Source organism: Hymenobacter persicinus (genome assembly GCF_004167665.1).
Lineage (GTDB): Bacteria > Bacteroidota > Bacteroidia > Cytophagales > Hymenobacteraceae > Hymenobacter > Hymenobacter persicinus.
On record NZ_SEWE01000002.1, the window covers coordinates 1 to 19,690 of the forward strand.

General features: G+C 61.1%; 21 protein-coding genes. 13 read left to right on the top strand and 8 right to left on the bottom strand.

Annotated features, from left to right (window positions below; translation table 11 throughout):
* Nucleotides 1-664, top strand: a 664-nt coding sequence (locus tag EWM57_RS00620; protein ID WP_129919199.1) for an ABC transporter permease, incomplete at its 5' end; no start/stop codon positions are given.
* A gap of 629 nt (nt 665-1,293) precedes the next feature.
* Here the strand turns inward: EWM57_RS00620 and EWM57_RS00625 are convergent.
* Complete coding sequence (locus EWM57_RS00625) at nt 1,294-2,217, bottom strand: SDR family oxidoreductase (protein WP_129919200.1); 924 nt, start codon at nt 2,215-2,217, stop codon at nt 1,294-1,296.
* Between the two features lie 3 nt (nt 2,218-2,220).
* Nucleotides 2,221-2,865 (bottom strand): peptidylprolyl isomerase, encoded by a 645-nt coding sequence (locus EWM57_RS00630; RefSeq protein WP_129919201.1) that lies wholly within the window; start codon nt 2,863-2,865, stop codon nt 2,221-2,223.
* A 198-nt stretch (nt 2,866-3,063) separates the two neighbouring features.
* On the opposite strand from EWM57_RS00630, the gene EWM57_RS00635 reads away from it, so the two are divergent.
* Complete coding sequence (locus EWM57_RS00635; protein WP_129919202.1) at nt 3,064-3,696, top strand: DUF2238 domain-containing protein; 633 nt, start codon at nt 3,064-3,066, stop codon at nt 3,694-3,696.
* Between the two features lie 71 nt (nt 3,697-3,767).
* Here EWM57_RS00635 and hemC read toward each other — a convergent pair whose 3' ends face one another.
* From hemC to EWM57_RS00655, 4 genes are all read right to left on the bottom strand, one after another.
* Complete coding sequence (hemC, locus tag EWM57_RS00640; protein WP_129919203.1) at nt 3,768-4,706, bottom strand: hydroxymethylbilane synthase; 939 nt, start codon at nt 4,704-4,706, stop codon at nt 3,768-3,770.
* Nucleotides 4,707-4,901: 195 nt separating this feature from the next.
* Nucleotides 4,902-6,041 (bottom strand): DNA polymerase III subunit, encoded by a 1,140-nt coding sequence (locus EWM57_RS00645; protein ID WP_129919204.1) that lies wholly within the window; start codon nt 6,039-6,041, stop codon nt 4,902-4,904.
* 31 nt (nt 6,042-6,072) lie between these two features.
* On the bottom strand, nt 6,073-7,308 hold the full coding sequence (locus EWM57_RS00650; protein ID WP_129919205.1) for a GlmU family protein: 1,236 nt from the start codon (nt 7,306-7,308) through the stop codon (nt 6,073-6,075).
* A gap of 213 nt (nt 7,309-7,521) precedes the next feature.
* Nucleotides 7,522-7,767 carry a type B 50S ribosomal protein L31 gene (locus EWM57_RS00655; RefSeq protein ID WP_073106751.1) on the bottom strand — a complete coding sequence of 82 codons (246 nt, stop codon included), beginning with the start codon at nt 7,765-7,767 and terminating at the stop codon, nt 7,522-7,524.
* 203 nt (nt 7,768-7,970) lie between these two features.
* On the opposite strand from EWM57_RS00655, the gene EWM57_RS00660 reads away from it, so the two are divergent.
* From EWM57_RS00660 to EWM57_RS00670, 3 genes are all read left to right on the top strand, one after another.
* On the top strand, nt 7,971-8,378 hold the full coding sequence (locus tag EWM57_RS00660) for a hypothetical protein (RefSeq protein ID WP_129919206.1): 408 nt from the start codon (nt 7,971-7,973) through the stop codon (nt 8,376-8,378).
* A 148-nt stretch (nt 8,379-8,526) separates the two neighbouring features.
* Nucleotides 8,527-9,111, top strand: a complete 585-nt coding sequence (gene rdgB, locus EWM57_RS00665) for an RdgB/HAM1 family non-canonical purine NTP pyrophosphatase (RefSeq protein WP_129919207.1) — start codon at nt 8,527-8,529, stop codon at nt 9,109-9,111.
* Between the two features lie 114 nt (nt 9,112-9,225).
* Nucleotides 9,226-9,855 (top strand): uridine kinase family protein, encoded by a 630-nt coding sequence (locus EWM57_RS00670; RefSeq protein ID WP_129919208.1) that lies wholly within the window; start codon nt 9,226-9,228, stop codon nt 9,853-9,855.
* A 174-nt stretch (nt 9,856-10,029) separates the two neighbouring features.
* Here the strand turns inward: EWM57_RS00670 and EWM57_RS21485 are convergent, their stop codons facing one another.
* Complete coding sequence (locus EWM57_RS21485) at nt 10,030-10,521, bottom strand: hypothetical protein (protein ID WP_242509935.1); 492 nt, start codon at nt 10,519-10,521, stop codon at nt 10,030-10,032.
* Nucleotides 10,522-10,614: 93 nt separating this feature from the next.
* Between EWM57_RS21485 and EWM57_RS00680 the strand changes: the two genes are divergently transcribed.
* Both EWM57_RS00680 and EWM57_RS00685 read left to right on the top strand, forming a co-directional pair.
* Nucleotides 10,615-10,980: a hypothetical protein gene (locus EWM57_RS00680; RefSeq protein WP_129919209.1), complete on the top strand. Its 366-nt coding sequence runs from the start codon at nt 10,615-10,617 to the stop codon at nt 10,978-10,980.
* A gap of 42 nt (nt 10,981-11,022) precedes the next feature.
* Nucleotides 11,023-11,946: a PAS domain-containing protein gene (locus EWM57_RS00685; RefSeq protein WP_129919210.1), complete on the top strand. Its 924-nt coding sequence runs from the start codon at nt 11,023-11,025 to the stop codon at nt 11,944-11,946.
* A 6-nt stretch (nt 11,947-11,952) separates the two neighbouring features.
* On the opposite strand, the gene EWM57_RS00690 is transcribed toward EWM57_RS00685, so the two are convergent.
* A complete protein-coding gene (locus tag EWM57_RS00690) occupies nt 11,953-12,447 on the bottom strand; it encodes a hypothetical protein (RefSeq protein WP_242509936.1) in 495 nt (164 codons plus the stop codon).
* A 353-nt stretch (nt 12,448-12,800) separates the two neighbouring features.
* On the opposite strand from EWM57_RS00690, the gene EWM57_RS00695 reads away from it, so the two are divergent.
* The 6 genes from EWM57_RS00695 to EWM57_RS00720 all read left to right on the top strand — a co-directional run bounded on the left by EWM57_RS00695 (nt 12,801) and on the right by EWM57_RS00720 (nt 19,689).
* The gene (locus EWM57_RS00695) at nt 12,801-13,166 is read left to right on the top strand and encodes a hypothetical protein (protein ID WP_129919211.1); all 366 of its coding nucleotides are present in this window, start codon (nt 12,801-12,803) and stop codon (nt 13,164-13,166) included.
* A 119-nt stretch (nt 13,167-13,285) separates the two neighbouring features.
* Nucleotides 13,286-16,306 (top strand): protein translocase subunit SecDF, encoded by a 3,021-nt coding sequence (gene secDF / locus EWM57_RS00700; protein WP_129919212.1) that lies wholly within the window; start codon nt 13,286-13,288, stop codon nt 16,304-16,306.
* Nucleotides 16,307-16,464: 158 nt separating this feature from the next.
* Nucleotides 16,465-17,061 (top strand): RNA polymerase sigma factor, encoded by a 597-nt coding sequence (locus EWM57_RS00705; RefSeq protein WP_242509937.1) that lies wholly within the window; start codon nt 16,465-16,467, stop codon nt 17,059-17,061.
* Nucleotides 17,036-18,679: a porin family protein gene (locus EWM57_RS00710; RefSeq protein ID WP_129919213.1), complete on the top strand. Its 1,644-nt coding sequence runs from the start codon at nt 17,036-17,038 to the stop codon at nt 18,677-18,679. Before EWM57_RS00705 ends, EWM57_RS00710 begins: the two co-directional genes overlap by 26 nt.
* Nucleotides 18,680-18,730: 51 nt before the next feature.
* The gene (locus EWM57_RS00715) at nt 18,731-19,102 is read left to right on the top strand and encodes a hypothetical protein (protein ID WP_129919214.1); all 372 of its coding nucleotides are present in this window, start codon (nt 18,731-18,733) and stop codon (nt 19,100-19,102) included.
* A gap of 23 nt (nt 19,103-19,125) precedes the next feature.
* Nucleotides 19,126-19,689 carry a YceI family protein gene (locus tag EWM57_RS00720; RefSeq protein WP_129919215.1) on the top strand — a complete coding sequence of 188 codons (564 nt, stop codon included), beginning with the start codon at nt 19,126-19,128 and terminating at the stop codon, nt 19,687-19,689.
* The last annotated feature ends 1 nt before the right edge of the window (nt 19,690 follow it).

Sequence of the window (19,690 nt, forward strand, 5' to 3'; positions counted from 1 at the left end):
TCCGGCGGTGTACGGCCTGGCAGCTTTGGGAGTAGTAGCTTTTAGCTTCGTATTTCAGCTATCCTCCGGCACGTCCATTCTGCTGTTGGGCATCATAGCGGCGGGGCTGAGCTTGGGAGCGGCGAGGCTGCACCGGGCCGGGTATCGGCAAGTTGTGGCGCTGCCCGTGGACCGGGCAGTGCTGGGGCTAGGCGCTTTGGTGGCCTCCGTCCCATTGCTAATTCTGGCCCTAACGCTGGCAGCCCTACTACAACCTTCGCCGGCCGGGCTGCTGGCCGTACTAGTGGCGACGTACTGGCCCGGCCCGGCTCGGCTGGTTCGGGCGGAGGTGCTGCGCATTCGGGCCTTGCCTTACATTGAGGCCGGGCGCAGCCTAGGGCTGCCGGACGGGCGGCTGCTTTACCGTCACATTCTACCCAATTGCTGGCACACCATCAGCGCCACTTTCCCCATCAGCGTCGCCACCCTGATTGGATTGGAAACCACGCTTTCTTTTCTGGGAGTGGGCTTACCACCCGAAACGGCCAGTTGGGGGCGCCTTCTCGCTTCGGCCCGCTTGGCCCCCACCGCCTGGTGGCTTATTCTGAGTCCCGCGTTGGCCATTCTTCTGACGACCCTTGCCCTGCGACAATTATCGAATACTGTAAGCAGAAATCCGCAATAACTTCCGTCACAAACAAACTATAATTGTCCTGAAATTGGCTACTCTATCAATTGCAGCTAGGTAAGAGAGGCCGCCAAAAACCTTCTCTATTTAGCCATAACTACATATCAGGCGAATATAGGAATCGAGCCGGCTAGCAACATGTTAAATATTTGATGGATTTTCTATCAAATCAGCATGTCACAATTTGCGCAAAACCGTCCTTTACACCGGCTGCTGCACCGCTTAATATTGTCATAAGAAACGGCTACCCACATGGACAGCACGTCTTGAAAAGCTGCTTTGGCAGCTGAATGGCATGAACTCTTTTTCAATCACCCGGCGACCTGGCTTCCTTCTGCAGTGCTTTCTGCTAGAAGTAGCTACCCGCCACGCAGTGGCGCTCGGCACCATGGGCTTTCAGATGATTGACGGAGAGTGGGTATCCTACGCGGCGGGGCAAGCGGCTCTGCAAAGTGGGACTGCCGTATTAGTGGGCGGGTTACTCGTAGGAGTGGTTCCGCCCGAGAATACCATTTAAATAAAGAGAATTGGTTTTGCGGCTGCAGTTGCTCGTAGCCCCAAAACATTAAAGGTTGTTGCAATAGGTGTGTGAAAAACCGCTGGTTCTGCTGGCGGTTTTTTTGCGTCTATACATTTTTTGCCCCGCCTTCGGCCTGCTGCGCCAACAGGGCAATGCCCTGCCTAAACGAGTGCGGCCGGTAGCCGAGCTGTTGCTGGGCCTTGGTGATGATAAAGCCAGTGCGGGCGGGGCGCCGGGCGGGCTGGGTAAACGTGCTAGCGTCGACTCTCTGGATAAGGCCTTGGTCCAAGTTGAAATACTCGGCTACCTGCCGGGCCATCTGGTAGGGCGTGAGTAGCTCACTGCTGCTGATGTGGTAGATGCCAGAAGCCTCGTGTGCGGCCACGAGCCAGCAGCCTTGGGCAAGGTCTTCGGCCAGGGTGGGCGTGCGAAACTGGTCGTCGACTACCTGAATGGACTTGCCGGCCCGCAGCGAGTCGCGCACCCAGAGCACGATGTTGGTGCGCCCGTACTCGTGCGCAGTGCCATACACCAGCACCGTGCGCACAATGGCCCATTTGGCGGCACCAGCTTGCACCACCTGCTCCGCGGCCAGCTTGCTCTGCCCGTAGAAATTCACCGGAGCCGGCACGGCGTCTTCCGCCAGCGGACCTGCTTCGCCGCTGAAGACGAAGTCGGTGCTGACGTGAATAAGGTGAATATTCAGCTCGGCGCACACGGCCACCAGGTTTTCGACGGCCGTCACGTTCTGGGCCCAGCACGCGGCCTGATTCAGCTCACACTCGTCCACGTTGGTCATGGCCGCGGTATGAATCAGGTGGGTGGGACGCGCGGCCCCCAGTACCTGCTCCACCTGCGCCCGGTCGGTGACGTCGAGCGTCGTGAAGGGCACCTGCGGGTAAAGCGCCGCCAGCTTGTTGGGGCCGCGGGAAGTAGCCACGAGCTCCACGTCCGGGTGGGCGTGCAGCAGGGCGACGAGTTTTTGACCCAGCAGGCCGTTGGAGCCCGTTAGCAGAATGCGCCTGGTCATGCCCTACTCGTACTTGTAGCCGTAGAGCTCGGTGATTTTCTTTTTCTTGAGCTTTTCCACGCTCACCGTCATCTTGATGTCGGTCAGGGGCCGGTCATTGCCGTTTTTGGGCTGGGCCGCAATTTTATCCACCACGTCCAGGCCGCTGATAACCTGGCCGAAGACGGTGTAGGCGCCGTTGAGGTGGGGCGTGCCGTTGTGGTTCTGCACGATGTAGAACTGGGAGCTGCTGCTGGCCCGGGTCGGATTCACAAAGTCGCCCTGCCGGGCCGCGGCCACGGCGCCAAACTTGTGCAGCAGCTCGGGCCGAATTTCGGCCGCAATGGTCGTTTCATTGGGCTGACCCGCACCGTCGTTGGTGGGGTCCGCGTCCTTGGAATTAGCGTCGCCGCCCTGCACCATGAAGTTCTGGATGATGCGGTGGAACGTGGTGCCCGTGTAGAAGCCGCTTTTCGACAGCTTTAGGAAGTTGGCCTTGTGCAGGGGCGTCTGGTCGAAGAGGATGAGCTTGATGTCGCCCAGAGAGGTGCTGATGGTAACCACCTCGTCTTTTTTACTCTTTCTGGGTTTCGCGGCTGCCGTCACGTGCACCGTTGCGAGCAGCAAAAACACCCAGAATAGCGTCGAAACGCGGAAAGCAGTTTTCATAAACAATGGTAAGGTGAGGACTGAAGCCGGGCGAAATTACGGTTTCTTTGGTCGGACCAGAAAACCGGCCGGCCCTTTGGCGCGGCGGCGCGGACGGGCCCAGGCCGGGTGGGCCCAACTATTTCGGGGCAAACGCCACTCAACTTGCGAAAATCCCGTAAGCGGCGCCAACGGTTTTTCCTTTCTTGTTCTGCTTGCATGCCTGCTCCCTCCCCTGCCGTCCCGGCTTCGTCCTGGTTTCCGAAGTTTCTGCTGGCCGCCTACCTGCTCGAATTCGTTGTGCTCGGCATCAGCCCGGCTGAGCGAGGCACCTGGGTGGCCGAAAACACGCCCATCTTTTTGATTGTGGTGGCGTTGGTGGTGCTTTATCTGCGCGGGGTACGGTTTTCCAACCTGGCCTACGCCCTGATGAGCGTGCTGATTTTTCTGCACACCATCGGCGGGCACTACACCTTCGAAAAGGTGCCTTTCGCCTGGTTCGACAACCTGTTTGGCTTCAAGCGCAACATGTTCGACCGGGTAGCCCACGTCACGGTCGGTTTCTACGCCTTTGCCATCATCGAAATGACTGACCGGTACGGCACCATCCGCAACCGCGCCATTTCCTACCTGTTTCCCCTCTGCGTCATCGGCACCATTGCCATGACCTACGAGCTGATTGAGTGGATCTACGCCGACATGAGCGACCCGGCCGCCGGCGCCGCCTTCCTGGGCAGCCAGGGCGACATCTGGGACGCCCAGAAAGATATGCTCGCCGACACCAGCGGGGCCGTGCTGGCGCTGGCGCTCTACTGGCTGCGCGACAAATTTTCGAGCCCAGCCCGCGCCTAACCCCCCTTTGTTAAAGCAAAAAAAGCCCGCTTCCGGATTGGAAGCGGACATTTTTATTAGGCGTAACCAGTTTATTCGGCGGCGCGGTGGTTGCGGATGTCGTCCAGGATCTGCTGGCCGCCGCGGCTGAGCACGCTCTCGGCCACCTTCACGCCCATGGCTTCGGCCTGCCGGGAGTCGGAGGCCATAACTTTCTCCTCGATGTACTGCTTGCCGTCGAGGCTGATCAGGCCGCCGTGCAGCTGGAGCACGCCGTCGGTGTGCAGCTTGGCCAGGGCAAAGGACGGAATGCTGCACCCGCCTTCCATGGTCCGCAGAAAGGCCCGCTCGGCCAGCAAACACAGGTGGGTGGGGCCGTGGTCCAGAATCCGGCGCAGATCCAGCTTCAGGCCGGGGTCGAGGCTGCGGGCGCACTCGATGGCCACGCTGCCCTGCCCGGTGGCGGGCACAAACTGGGTTTCGGGCAGAATGTAGCGGATCAGCGCATCGTAGTTCATGCGGTGCACGCCGGCGTAAGCCAGCACCAGGCCGTGGTATTGCCCTTCCTCGAGCTTGCGCAGGCGGGTTTGCAGGTTGCCGCGGGCCTCGGCCGTGGTGGCATTAGGATAGTAGCGCTGCAGCATGGCCTTGCGGCGGGTGCTGCTCGTGCCCAGCACTAGGTCAGGCCGGTGCAGGTCGAGGTCGGCGTGGTAGCTGACGATGACGTCGTTGACCCGCTCGCGCTTCATAAAGGCCAGCAGCTCCAGATCCTCCGGGATGCTGCTTTGCACGTCTTTGGCGCTGTGCACGGCAATGTCGATGTGGCCCGAGCGCAGGCTTTGCTCGAGCTCCTCGGTGAAGACGCCCTTGGCCCCGATTTTATCCAGGGACCGGTCCAGAACCAAGTCGCCGGTGGTGGTAATAATGACGATTTCGGTGGGCAGCTTGGCCTGCTCCAGACAAGCCGCCACGTGGTTGGCCTGCCACAGCGCCAGCTTACTGCCACGGGTACCGATACGGATAGTTTTCAAGCGAGAAGGGACTACTAAGGGTGGGAAGAAAGCGGCGCCGCCAACGGGCTGGCAAACGGCCAGTTTGGAGTCTGCCGCAAAATCTCTTTTTTGCGGCTCCCAAAGGTACGAAGCGCGCGGCGGCAGGGCGGACTATAGCACTTTTAGCGCTTACTATAGCTGTTTAGCAAATTGTATTTTCTACGTTTCTGGTGTCTACGCCGCTATTTTCAGCAGCTCGGCGATGCGCAGGGACGTGTCCACGAACACCATGCGCGGGTTGGCATTGCGCTCAATATGATAATGAGCGTCGTTGATTTCGGTGGCCAGCAGGTCGGCATTGCGCTGGTGCACGAAGCGGCTGAAACCGCCGATAAACTGCTGCTCGGCCGCTGGTAAGTGCGGCACCAGCTGGGCGTCGATGCCGAAGAGCAGCACCTTGCGCAGTAGTCCCAGCGCAAACTGCAGAAACTCCTTCTGATTTTCCCGGCCCAACTTCTGAAACTCGTCGCTTTGGCTGAGCAGCTTATCCACCTTGTAGCCGTAGCAGTGCCGCATCCAGTGGGTGAACAGCTCGAAGTAGTTATGGTCGGCGGAAGTGGCTGTGCGCGCGGCCAGGGCAAAGCCCAGGTTTCCCTCGGCCAGCTGGGCCAGCTGTCGGGCCTTCACCTCGGGCACCTGCTGCTCGTCGCGCAGATAGTCGGTAATGTCGTTTTCGGAAAACGGGCGCACCACCACTGGCTGCACCCGGCTGATGATGGTGGGCAGCAGCTGCTCGGGGGCAAAGCTGACGAGCAGGAAAATGGTAGCGGGCGGCGGCTCTTCCAGCAGCTTGAGCACGGCGTTGGCGGCGGCCGGGTGCATGAGCTCGGGCAGCCAGACGACCACAATCTTGAAGCGGGCCTCAAACGCCTTCAGCGACACCAGTTTGAGCAGCTGCAGGCTTTCTTCCTTGGAGATGCTGCCCTGCTTGTTTTCGGCCCCAATGTGCTGCATCCAGTCGTTGAGACCCTGGTAGGGATTTTCGAGCACGAAGCTGCGCCACTCGGCCATAAACTTGCTACTCACCGCGTCCTTGGTCACGGCCTTGGTGGTCGTGACGGGCAGGATAAAGTTTAGGTCGGGATGCACGAGCTTGTCGATTTTCTGGCAGCTCGGGCACTGCCCGCAGGAGTCTTCAGCCCCGGTCGGGCGGTTTTCGCAGTTCAAAAACGTGGCATAGGCCAGCGCCAGCGGCAGTGCCGCCGAGCCCTCGGCCCCGCGAAACAGCTGGGCATGGGCCACGTGCTGCTGCTCCACCGACTGGCGCAACAGCTGCTTGAGGGCCTGCTGACCGGGAATTTCAGAAAAGCGCATAAAAGCTAAGGCTACTTCAGCGGCGAAAAGGTTACTCTGCGGCCGAGGTTGGGGCGTCCTTGCCGACCGCCTTCTCCCAGATCCGGTCCGGCGCCGTGGCGTCGAAGACGTGCTGCATGATGGCCTGCTCGGTGGCGTCGTAGTCGAGGTGGCGGCGGGCCATGACGCGCTCCGCTACTTCGGCCACCTTGGGCAGCTTGAAGGTCTCGAAGCCCGCGGACCCACCCCAGCTAAACGAAGGAATAAAGGTGCGCGGGAAGCCGGCCCCGAAGATGTTGGCCCCCACGCCCACCACCGTGCCGGTGTTAAACATCGTGTTGATGCCGCACTTGCTATGGTCGCCCATCATCAGGCCGCAGAACTGCTGGCCGGTGTTCACGAAGCGGCCTTTGGCGTGGCTCCAGATTTTGACGGGGGCGTAGTTGTTTTTCAGGTTCGAGGTGTTGGTGTCGGCGCCCAGGTTGCACCACTCCCCAATGACGGAGTTGCCCAGGTAGCCGTCGTGGCCCTTGTTAGAGTAGCCCAGCAGGATGCTGTTGCCCACTTCGCCGCCTACTTTGCTGTGCGGCCCCACGGTGTTGTCGCCGCGCATCTTGGCTCCGGCGTTGATGTGGGAGCCTTCGCAGAGTGCCAGCGGCCCCTTGATGATGGCGCCCTCGTGCACCTGGGAGTTTTTGCCCAGGTAAATCGGGCCGTCCTCGGCGTTGAGAATAGCCGCCCGAATCTTGACGCCCGGCTCCAGGAAGATGTTTTCCCGCCCGTAGACGATGGTGTGCACGTCGTCGATGGGCGCCGACTCCCGGCCCCGGGTCAGCAGGTCGAAGTCACGACGGATTTCGATGCCGTTGCGCAAAAACAGGTGCCATAGCTCACTGATAACTGTCACGGGCTCCACCACCGACCGGCTGTCGGAGAGGCCGTCCTGAATCAGCTCGGCTACCTTGGAGGCATCAGCCAGATGGGCCGCTACCAGCAGCTCCCCGTCGAGCAGGGCCTGGCCGGGCCGTAAGGCGCGTACCTGTTGGGCCAGCACGTCGTCGGGACATACGGCGCCGTTAATCACCAGGGCCGGCCCCTGCACCGGACCGGCGGGGTATTTGGCCTGCAGGTAGGGCTGGGTGAGGTAATGCACCTCCGCGCCGAGGCGGTGCTGCCATTTCTCGGCAATGGTGAGAATGCCGCAGCGCAGCGCCGCCACGGGGCGCGTGTAGGTGAAGGGCAGCAGATTAGGCCGAATGGCGGGGTCGTCGAAGAGCAGAACGGTCATAGGAAGAAGTAGTGGCCGGGGCATGGGCCCTGAGCTTGACACGGAAGGCCGGCAAGCCCGCGGGCTTGCCGCCGCGAAGTTACCGTGCCGGACTTTGGCAGCCGAATAAAAAGTGTGGCCCGCGGCGAAGCCGGCCTACAAAGCAAAAGCTCCTTTCCGCGGGGAAAGGAGCTTTTGGATAACTCAGCAGCTGGTGGCCAGCAGGCCTGCCAACTATTTCTTCTGGTAGCGGGTGCGGAACTTCTCCACGCGGCCGGCCGTGTCGAGCAGGACGTTTTTGCCGGTGTAGAAGGGGTGCGACTTGCTGCTAACTTCCACCTTGATAACGGGGTACGTCTTGCCGTCCTCCATCGTGATGGTTTCGCTGGAAGTCATCGTCGAGCGGGTGATGAATTTGAAGTCGCTGGACGAGTCCTGAAACACAACTTCGCGGTACTCGGGATGGATGTCTTTTTTCATGATCGGAGAGTTAAAACCTGCGGGCCCTGCCGATTTTGCGGAAGGGACTGCAAAAGTACACGTTAGCTGCGGATTTCAAAAACCCGGCGCCGTCTTTTCCAGATTTCTGCCAGTATTTAGGTTGTGCTATCCAAAATTGTTTATTTTTGGTGCTCTGCTGTGATTATTTAGATATCCGCTTTTAGTTCCCATTCCGCATGCTGATGCCCCGCAAGTCTGCGCTTACCATTGTTTTGGTGCTGCTGCTGGCCGCCTCATGGGCGCTGGGGGCCACCATCACCATGTTCCAGGCCAGCTTCGATGGCACCAACGTGCGTCTGGAGTGGGAAGCCACCAACGAGGCCGGCGTCGAGAACTACGAGGTCTGGCGCAAGGCTAATAACGAGCCGTCCTTCACCCGCCTGATCACCGTGCCGCCCACAGCCCAGCGCCGCTACCTGTACCTGGATACCAACGTGTACCGCGGCACGGCCGGCAGCACCGGCAGTCCGTTTACCTACCGCCTCACCGTGCGCACCACCTCCGGCGACCAGAACTACACCACCGTGCTTAATGCCGCGCCCAGCGCCGTGCAGCGCTCCTGGGGCAGCATCAAGTCAATGTTCCGGTAAAGGATGAAGCTAGGAAGGCAAAGCCGGTACAGTGTGAGGAATCTTCCCAAAGTCTCTTGTTGACTACCTTCGCGCCGGATTCGTCCGGCTTTTTTTTGCGCTTGGCTTCCGCCCAAGCTCCCTTTCCCCAACTTCACGCCTCCTCTTTATGCGCCTCTGTTTTGCTACCAACAATGAGCACAAGCTGACCGAAGTCCGGGCCCTGCTGCCGGCTTCCATCGAGCTGGTTAGCCTGCGCGACATTGGCTGCCACGAGGAATTGCCCGAAACCCGGGATACGCTGGCCGGCAACGCCCGCCAGAAGGCCGAGTACGTGTGGGAGCACTACCACACCGCCTGCTTTGCCGACGATACCGGCCTCGAAGTAACGGCCCTCGCGGGGGCGCCGGGCGTGTACTCGGCCCGCTACGCCGGCCCCCAGCGCGCCGCCGCCGATAACATCGACAAGGTGCTGCACGAGCTGCGCGGGGCCGCCGACCGGAGCGCCCAGTTCCGGACCGTGGTGGCGCTGGTGCTGCCCACCGGTGAGTGGCACGAGTTTCACGGCGTGGTGGAAGGCACTATTACGGAAGAGCTCCGCGGCGCCGAGGGCTTCGGCTACGACCCCGTATTTCAGCCCGCCGGCCAAGTTGAAACCTTCGCGCAGATGCCACTAAGCCAGAAAAACACGCTGAGCCACCGGGCCCGGGCCGTGGAGCAGCTGGTGGCATTTTTGCAGAAAATGGAGAAGTAAGCGCCCTTTTGTCGGGAATCTTGCGGCAATAACGCGCCGGGGCATACTCTGCAGCGGGCATTTGCTTACTTTTGCAGGGTTGGCCCTGCCGGTACGGGCCGTCTTTCCCACCCCATGCAACAACCTTTCATCGTCGGTATTACGGGCGGCAGCGCTTCGGGCAAAACCACTTTTTTGCGCCGCCTGCTGGGTTCGTTCCCCGAAGAAGACATCTGTCTGATTTCGCAGGACAACTATTACCACCCGCGCGAAAGCCAATACATCGACGTGAACGGCGTCACGAACTTCGATTTGCCGTCGTCGATTGACTCGGTGGCGTACGCGGCCGACGTGCTGCAAATCAGCCGGGGTGAAGAGGTGCGCCGGCCCGAGTACACGTTCAACAACCCGAACGTGGTGCCCAAGGACCTCGTGTTTCGGCCGGCCCCGATTGTGGTAGTGGAAGGCATCTTCGTGTTTTACTTCGAGGAAGTAGCCAAGCTGCTCGATCTGAAAGTCTACATCGACGCCCAGGAGCACGTGAAGCTGCAGCGCCGCATTGTGCGCGACCGGGACGAGCGGGGCTACGACCTGGAGGACGTGCTCTACCGCTACACCAACCACGTGGCCCCTACCTACGAGAAGTACATTCAGCCCTTCAAGCAGGACGCCGACATCGTGATTCCCAACAACCGCCATTTCGACAAGGGCCTGGAAGTGCTCGTCGGCTACCTGCGGGGGAAAGTAGCGGAAGGTAAGCGGTAAGCTATTTCACGTTTGACATTCTATTGCCTTGGGATTTTTCCAAGGCATTTTTTTTACCTGATTCTCGCTGCTAGACCTGCCAACCCGAACAGCGGCACTTTCCCATGCAAAAGCCCCGCGGCAGCTAACGACGCCTGCGGGGCTTTTTGGTGGAATCTTGGTAACTTAAAAAAGCTACGAAGTCGGGGGCTTGGGCGCGGAGTTGGGAGTGCCCAGCATGGCCGCCAGGTTTTCGACCAGCTGTTGCAGGTACTCAATCTGACTTTGCAAATCGGCGAGCTGGGGCTCAGGAGCCGGCTCCTGGGCTTCGAGCAGCTGGCGCACGTCGTCGTTGAGAAACTGCCCAAGCGTTTTGCCCGCGCGGCTGGCGGCCTGCTCCAGCACGGCGCGCGTTTCCCGGCTCACGCCGCGCACCGACCAAGTGACGGGCGCCGCCGTTTGCCGGGCCGGACGGCCGGGCTTGCCCCGCACTTTCAGCGGCACCGTGAGTTCTTCGACCGACTCGGAATTATTTGTAATACTTTTTTCTATTTTTGTAAGACAAATTTCCGACTCTATTGGTTCGGGCAGCAGCAAGTCGGCCGGGGTGCCCAGCACTTCTCCTTCCGGATCAGCGGCACCTTCGGTCAGACTTTTGGCCAGCTCGTCGAGGGGTGGATGACTCATAATACTTGCGCAAATAAAGGCCTTCTGCTCGCACTTCGGGGCTTTTGGGTCAATATTACTTCCTGCCCCCTTCCGTCCGGCTTTACTGCTGCTATGTCTGATTCTGAACTGCTCTACGACGTAAACCTCCAGCAACTGCCCGCCGAATACCTGCAGGCTACGTGGCGGGTCGTGGATCAGCGGGCCGGCAAGGATCCCGAAGCCGACTGGTCCGATGCCACTCATCTGGAGTTGGGCAGCCACGCGCTGCACTTACAAGGTAAAACAATTCCATCATTGACCGGCTCCTGGACCATTGAGCGCAGCTCCCTTTTGGGTCAGCCTTACCTGGCCCTGGAGCTGCCTCACAGCAACACCCAGGCTCTGATTACCCGGTTTCGCCGCTCCTCCGACGGCCGGCGGCGCCTACTTAAGCTATATTTTCGGTCGGGCCTGGAGCTGGAACTTACCCACCCCTGATCCGCTTTCCTCGTTTTCTGCCTTTTTGCCGTTTCCTTTCGCATGTCTGTCCCGCTGGACCCCACTTTTTTAACTCCCGAACGTATTGAAGCGGCCCTGGATGCGGCCGGCGTAGGTGTTTGGGAAATGGAATTACCAAGCCGCAGCTTTACCTGCTCCACCCGCTGCAAAAGCCTGTTCGGGCTCCCGCTCGACGCCACGGTTTCTTTTGAGAATGTAGTGGCGGCCACTCACCCCGATGACCAGCGGCAGCTGGAGCAAGCCGTGGCAAGCTCCCTCGACCCGGCCGGCAACGGCCGCTTTGCCATTGAGCACCGCGTGGTGCTGCCCGGCGGCGAGCAGCGCTGGGTACGGTCCACGGGCACAGCCTCTTTCGACGAGAAACGCACCAAAGCCCTGCGCTTCCAGGGTATCACCCGCGACATTTCCGATACCCGTACCCAGGCGCAGCAGCACGCCACCGAGTTTGAGTTTCTGGCCGAATCGATTCCGGAAGTACTCTGGACCGCTCAGGCCGACGGGGCCGTAACGTATTTCAACCAGCGCTGGATGCAGTACACGGGTCAGAGCCTGGAGCAGGCGCTGTCTTGGGGCTGGGAACGAATCATTCACCCCGAGGATCTGGCCCTGTGCCTGGAGCGCTGGACCACGGCCCTACGTACTGGTAACAAGTACGAGGTGGAATACCGCTTCCGCCGGCACGACGGTGCTTATCGCTGGTTTATTGGCCGGGCGCTGCCCCTGCGTGACGCCGCGGGCAAAGTGCAGAAGTGGTTTGGCACCTGCACCGACATCCACGACCAGAAACAGACCGAGGAGGCCCTGCGCCGCCGGGAAGACGAACTGGAGCGCGCCTACCAGGATCTGGAGGCCAAGGTGATTTTCCGCACCCTGCAACTGGAAGAGCAGGTGCGCGAACAGCAAATTCACATTACTCGGCTGGAACAGGGCGCGGCCAATTCCTGAGTTGCGCTACTGCCCCGCGCTGGGGTCGGCAGCGGGCCGGGGTGGCGAGTGCCGCACCATCGTCGCCAGGTTCTCGACTAGCTGCCGCAGATAGTGCACCTGCTTCTGCAGGGCCACCATCGAAGCCGGCGGCGGCAGCAGGTGCAGCTGCTGCTCGACGCAGACGCGCACATCCTCGTTGAGGTACTGCCCCAGCGTTTTGCCCACCCTACCCGCGGCCTGCTCCAACAAAGTGCGCGTGTCGCGCGTCACGCCGCGCACCGACCACGTGATGGGCGCTTTAGTCTGGCGGGGCGGCCGGCCGCGGCGGCCTTCCGGCCGGAGTGGCGGGGTGGCGTCCTGCACTACCTCGGTAATAGCAATAATATCAGTAATACTATTATCTATTTCGGTAAGACAGATTTCCTCGGTGGTGGGCTCATCGGCCGCGGCAGCCAACACTTCCGGGGAATCGTCGGGAATTTCCGGTTCAGATTCGGGTGCACCTGGGGTCGGACTCATCGGTGGTACGTCTTGGGGTGAACAGCAGAGTATCTACGTAGACTGGGGCTTCACGGCTGAATTTTGTGGCCCGAAAATCTTCTATTTGACCCGTCAAAACCCAATTTATAGCCGCCACGAGTCCAGCGCGGCACGTAGCAGCGCCCTTGTCTGCTGCTGGGCCAAGTCGGCTTTTTCTTAAACAACGCCTTCATTTTCATCATATTAACCCGCATTTAAATCTGGGGCAACGGCTCTGCATGAGCAGTATAGACTAGGGCGGCGGCGAATTTTTACATCGGCGGGGGCCGGAACGACGGGTTTCGTTGCGGCGGCGGCGGCATTTGGCTATATTTGTAGCCATTGCCCGCCCGATGTTAGCTTTTATCACCTCTTTCTTGCCCCGCCTGCGGTTCACGCTCCTGACAGCCACGCTGCTGTTTGTGCTGTCGTTGAATCACCAGGCCGTAGCGACCTACCGCCTGCCGGTCGGGAAGACTACGCACGTGGGCAGCGGTCCAAAAGCGGCCGTGGTGAAGCAGAAAGTGATGTTCGAGGCCACGGCTTCGCTCGGCGCGTGGCTGGCGCCGGCTCTGGAGGCGTGGCTGCCCGCCCTTGAGCTGCCGACCTGGCTCGGCCAGAAATTGCAACCCTCCGTGCTGCGCCCCCGGCCCAGCGCGGTTCCCGACTTATTCCGTGCCCGCTTGCTGCTCGCGGCCCTCTCGCCGCAGGCTCCCTAAAGCGTTTCTTGGCGGTGTCGCCCCTCAGTCCGCCGTGCGCCGCAGGATGCCGCGCACCCGTGGCGGCCGGGCGGCCTTGGTGATTTGCAATTTTCCCGAGTACACTTTTCTTTTTTTCAATGCGTAATAAAGGACTTATTATCGCCCTCACCCTCATTGTGTCGGTGTTGTGCATTTACTTCCTGTCGTTCACTATGGTGTCGCGGCGGGTACAGCAACAGGCGGTGGACTACGCCACCCGCAACGGCCAGACCGACCAGCTCAAGCGTCAGCACTACCTGGATTCGGTGTGGCGCGCCCCGGTTATCAACGTGCTGGGTGTGGACTACACTTATAAGGACGTTCGGCAGAGTGAGCTGGGCCTCGGCCTCGACCTGAAGGGCGGCATGCACGTGACGCTGGAAGTTTCGCCGGTGGAAATCGTGCGCGCCATGTCGGGCAACTCCAAGGACGTGAACTTCAACAAGGCCCTGGCCCAGGCGCAGGAAGCCCAGAAGACCAACGCCTCGACCCCGTTCACGGCCCTGTTCTACCAGGCCTACCGCGACATTGCGCCCAACGACAAGCTGGCCCGCATCTTCGCTAACACCACCAACAAGAGCCGCGGCATCGACATCAACTCGACCAACGAGAAGGTCATTGCCGCCATCGACAAGGAAGAAGAGGAAGCCATTGACCGCTCCTTCAACATCCTGCGCACCCGCGTCGACAAGTTCGGCGTCAACCAGCCCAACATCCAGCGCGTGAAGGGCACCGGCCGCATCCAGATTGAGCTGCCCGGCGTCGACAACCCCGAGCGGATCCGCAAGCTCCTCCAGGGCCAGGCCAAGCTCGAGTTCTGGGAAGTATGGCGCACCGACGAGTTCGGTCCCTACTTCAACCAGCTCAACGAAGTGCTGAACGCCAAAGAAGCGGCTGAAAAGCTCAATGGCACTGCCGCCGCCACGCCCGCCGCGGCTACCACCGACTCCACCGCTACCGCCGCCGCTACGGCCGGCGACTCAACTTCCTTGGCCAGCCAGCTCGCCAAGAAAGACACCAAGGCTACCGCCAAAGCGGACTCGGCTAACCCCGCCAAGCAAAGCAGCGTGCTGGCCAAGCTCTTCACGATGCCCGGCGCGCTGGGCTCGAACGTGCGCGACACGGCCCGCGTGAACAGCCTGATGAAGAGCCCCGAAGTACGCGCCGTACTGCCTCCGAACCTGACCTTCCTGTGGGGCGTGAAGCCCGAGCTGATTGAAGGCCAGGAATACCTGCAGCTCTACGCCATCCGCAAGGCCCGCGAGGCCACGGCCCCCCTGGGCGGCGAAGTGGTAGCCGATGCCCGCCAGGACTACGACCAGGGCGGCCGTCCTGAGGTGTCGATGCAGATGAACCCTTCGGGAGGCAGCAAGTGGCAGAAACTGACCGCCGCCAACATCGGCCGTCAGGTAGCCATTGTGCTCGACGACTACGTGTACTCGGCGCCGGTGGTGCAGGCTGAAATTGCCGGCGGCAACTCCAGCATCTCGGGCAACTTCTCCATCGAAGAAGCTCAGGACTTGGCCAACGTGCTCAAGGCCGGTAAACTCCCCGCTCCTACCCGCATCGTGGAAGAAGCCGTCGTTGGCCCTTCGCTCGGTCAGGAAGCCATCAACCAGGGTCTGTACTCGTCGCTGGCGGGTCTGGTTATCATCATGATTTTCATGGCCATCTACTACGGCAAAGCCGGTTTGGTAGCTGACCTGGCCCTGCTCTTCAACGGCTTCCTGATCCTGGGCGTCTTGGCTCAGTTCGGCACGGCCCTCACCCTGCCCGGCATTGCCGGTCTGGTGCTCACTTTCGGTATGGCGGTAGATGCCAACGTACTGATCTTCGAGCGAATCCGCGAAGAGCTCAACCACGGTCTGAGCGTGAAGGATGCCATCAACAAAGGCTACGCCCGCGCTTTCTCGGCCATTTTTGACTCCAACGTAACCACGATGCTCATTGCCGTGATTCTGGGCTTCTTCGGCACGGGTCCGGTGCAGAACTTCGCCATCACGCTGGGTATCGGTGTGCTGACCTCGTTCCTGTCGGCCGTGTACGTGTCGCGCATCATCATCGAGTGGCTCACCAAGGGCAAGGAAACGACGACCATCTCGTTTAGCACGCCCGTGTCGCGCAACCTGTTCAAGAACGTGAACTTCGACATCGTGGGTAAGCGCAAGCTGGCCTACGTGGCTTCTGCCGCCTTTATCGTGCTGGGCTTCGTGCTGATGGCCGTGCAGGGTGGTCCGAACTTGGGTGTGGACTTCCGTGGCGGCCGCAGCTACGTGGTTGACTTTAGCAAGCCCGAAGTGGCTTCCGACGTGCGCGAGTCGCTGGCCGCTGACTTCCAGGGTGCCGGCACGGAGGTGAAAACCTTCGGCGCTGAAAACCGCCTGCGCATCACCACCAGCTACCTGGCCGACGACGAAAGCACGGCCGGCGACGCCAAAGTGCAGAACGCGTTGCTCAACGGCCTGAAGAAGTACGGCGCCGACAACCCCAAAATCCAGAGCACCTCGAAAGTGGGTGCCACGGTGGCTGACGACATTAAGCGTACGTCGGTGCTGAGCCTGGGCCTGACCCTGCTGGGTATCTTCGTCTACGTACTGTTCCGCTTCGAGAAGTGGCAGTACTCGATGGCCGCCGTAGTGGCCCTGTTCCACGATGCCCTGCTCGTTATTGCCGCCTTCCCGATTGCCCGCCTCTTCGGCCTCAACTACGAGATGGACCAGGTATTCGTGGCCGCCGTGCTGACCATCATCGGTTTCTCGATGAACGACACCGTGGTTATCTACGACCGAATCCGGGAATACCTGCGCGAAAACCCGCACCTGACGTTTGCGCAGGTGGTAAACCCGGCCCTGAACAGCACGTTCTCCCGCACCATGATTACGTTCACGACCGTGTTCTTGGTGGTGGTAGTACTCTACATCTTCGGGGGTGAAACGCTCCGCTCGTTCTCCTTCGCCATGATTGTGGGTATTATCTTCGGCACCTACTCGTCGCTGTTCATTGCTACGCCAATCATCCTCGACACCTACGGCCGCAAAGAGGCCCGGGAGCGGGGCACTACGATGAGCACCGAAATTGCCGCTGCCGACGCGCCAACGCTGTCGACGACGGTTCACTAAGGTCTCGTTTAGTCCGCTTTGAAAAAGCCCGGTTCGCAAGAGCCGGGCTTTTTTATTGCTCAGCTGGCCGATGCAAGGCGGTTTTGCTAACTTTTCTACCCAGCAAGGCAACCTTTTTACTTGCCCTTGCCGAGTAGTCCTTTGTAAACCCCGCCGCCGTGACCCGACCCGACCACGACCCCGAAATGCTGACAGCGCTGCTGGCCGGTTGCCGGCGGGCGGAGCGTGAAAGTCAGCGCCGGCTCTACGGGTTATACTACAGCTTTGCCATGAGCATCTGCCTGCGCTACACCCGCACCCGCGACGAGGCCATGGAAGCTGCCAACGACGGCTTTATGAAGGTGTTCCGGGACATCGGGCGGTTTGACCCGGCCCGGCACGAAGTCAGCAGCTCCTTCCGCGGCTGGCTGAAGCGCATCATGATTCACACCGCCATCGACCAGTACCGCAGCCAGCACAAGCACCAGTACCAGGAAGAACTCAGCGACGCGGCCTACGCCCAGCTCGACGGCGGCAGCACGGCCCTCGACTCCTTGGCCTACGAAGAGCTGCTGGCCCTGATTCAGCAGCTTTCCCCGGCCTACCGCACCGCTTTCAACCTGTACGTAATCGACGGCTTCACCCACGAGGAAATCAGCCAGCAGCTGGGCATCTCGGTGGGAGCCTCCAAATCCAACCTTTCCAAGGCGCGCGCGCACCTGAAGGAACTTCTTAAAAAAATCAGTCATCATGCATACGCCGGATATGTCGGATGAGGAACTCGACGCGCTGTTTCAGCGGAGCGCCGAGCACTATCCCGACGAAAACAACCTCAGCGCGTGGCTGGACATGGAGCGCAAGCTCGATGCCGCAGCCATGCGGCAGCAGGTGCGCGGCAAAGTGCTCCGGATTTTCGCTCTCGAAACCATTATTCTCCTTTTGGCCCTGCTCGGTTGGCTGGGCTTTACCCACAAGGCGCCGTTCAGTGACGCCGCCCCAGCTCTGCTTGGCGCGGCCCAGCTTCCCGCTGTAGCCGCTGCACCAACGGCAGCTGCCCCGGCCAAAGACGCCGCCCGGCCCCGGCAACACGCCCAAGCTGGCCCAACAGCCCTGGCCAACGTGGCTACCCCGCCCAACACCCCGACTTTGCCCCAGCCGGCGCGCATTCAGTCAGTTGCTCGTACCACTGCCCCAGAGCCTACGGGCCGCTTAGCGAAGGTTCTGTCAACCCGCATTTCGGCAGCTCCCCTACCCCAGCCGGAGCGCCGCCGCAAGCGGATTGAAACGCCCCGGGGCGCCGTTGTGGCCTGGAGCCGCGTGGCGCGCACGCCGCAACTGCTGCCGGGCAGCACCGAAAACCGCGCACCGCTTACGGAAGCCGCTGGAATCACTGCTAGTACTACGCTGCCTTCCGGTTCTGCCGCCGCAGCAATCCGAGAGAATACCCAGCCGGCACTTTCAGCCGAAGCTTCTGCCCACGCGTTGACGCCCACTGCGCAGAAAACTACGACCAGCCTGACCGCTAAAGCAACTGAACCGACAGGCCAACCCGGAAAGCAGGTTACGACGACGGCAGAAACGCTGGAAAAACCATCTGCCCTTTCTTCGCCAGCGGCCCAAAACCCAACCGAAAATCAGGAGCAGACCGCAGCGGTGGCTGTTGCGCCGATGAGTACCGCCGACTCTACCGCTGCTCCGCTGCGTACCCCGCCCGCCGTTGCAGCCGCCGCGGACTCCACGGCCGAGCCGGAAAAACCCCGGCCGGCTGCGCCCCTGCCGGTTGCCCGCCTCAGCCTGGCTTTCGTGTACGCCCCGGAGCTGAGCACCGTGCGCTGGGCCAGCTACACCATCCCGGGCAGCAACCTGGGCGTGCTGCTCGAATACCGCTTGGCTCCCAAATGGCGCCTCAGCGCCGGGGCGTTGCGCTCGGTGAAGCGCTACGAAGCCCGCGGCTCCGACTACCATTCGCCTTACACCTATTCCTACACCATTGACGTAGTCGACGCCGTGTGCCGCATTACCGACCTGCCCCTGAACCTGCGCTACGACGTGGTGCAGCGCCCGCAGGCGGCTTGGTTTGCCTCCGCGGGGTTGTCGTCGCTGCTGATGCGGCGCGAGGACTACACGTACTACTACTCCTACAAGTCGCAGCCCGTGACCCGGGCCTGGAGCCTGATCAAGGGCTCCAACCATTGGCTGAGCGTGCTTAACCTCTCGGCTGGCTACGAGCGGATCCTGGGCGGCCGCTGGGCCGTGCAGGGCGAGCCGTTCGTGAAAATTCCACTCGGCGGCGTGGGCTTTGGCAAAGTCAAGCTCAGCACGGCCGGCGTGTTTTTCTCCCTCAAATACGCCCTGCGGCCCGCCCCAGCCGCCGCAATGCTGCCCCGGCCCTAGCGCCCTGCCTGCTTTCTAGTCCTTTCCCTCCCCACTTACTTTTCAGTTGGTATGCTTCGTCGCGCCCATTTATTTCTGCTGTTCCCAGCCCTGAGCCTGGGCAGCTGCACCTACGACAATGCCGAGGACCTGCTGGCCCGCCAGCCCGTGCCCTGCGACCTGACGGCCATCACCTACACCGGCAGCATCTCCCCGCTGCTGGACCGCAACTGCCGCAGCTGCCACAACGCGAGTCTGCTCAACGGCAACGTCAACCTGGAAGGCTACGCCCAGGCCAAGCGCTACGCCGACAACGGCCTGCTGGTGGGCGTCACGAGCCACGCCGCCGGCTTCAAGCCCATGCCGCAAAATGCGCCCAAGCTGCCGGAGTGCGACGTGAACCGCATCCGGCAATGGGTGGCCGCCGGCGCCCCGAATAACTGACGGCCCTTCAGGTGCTAACCGCCATGAACTACCTGCTGACTTTCGCCTTTAGCCTGGCCTGCCTGCTTTCGGCGCAGGCCCAGGGCAAGTATTCGACCCGGGCCGGCCTGGTGCTGTTTTTCTCCGCCACCCCCATCGAAGACATTGACGCCCGCAACTCCCAGGTGGCGGCCATGGTGGACCTGACTACCGGCCAGGTGGCTTTTACAGTGCCCATGAAGGCTTTTCAGTTCAAGCGCACCCTCATGCAGGAGCACTTCAACGAGAACTACGTGGAGTCCGACAAGTTTCCGCGGGCCACGTTTGCGGGCGCCGTGCTCAACTACCAACCCCCGCTGCCGACCGGGCCCCAAACGGTGCAGGTGGAAGGCGACCTGACAATCCATGGCGTGAAGCGCCGCATCAAAGTGCCCGGCACGCTGGAGCTGCGCAACGGGCAGCTGCTGGTCAAGGCGAAGTTCATTGTGGCCCCGGCCGACTACAACATTGAAATTCCGGCCATAGTCCGGGCCAACATTGCCAAAACCGTGGAAGTAACCGTGGCGCTGACTGCCGACCCGGTTGCGCCGGCTCAACCAACCAAATAAC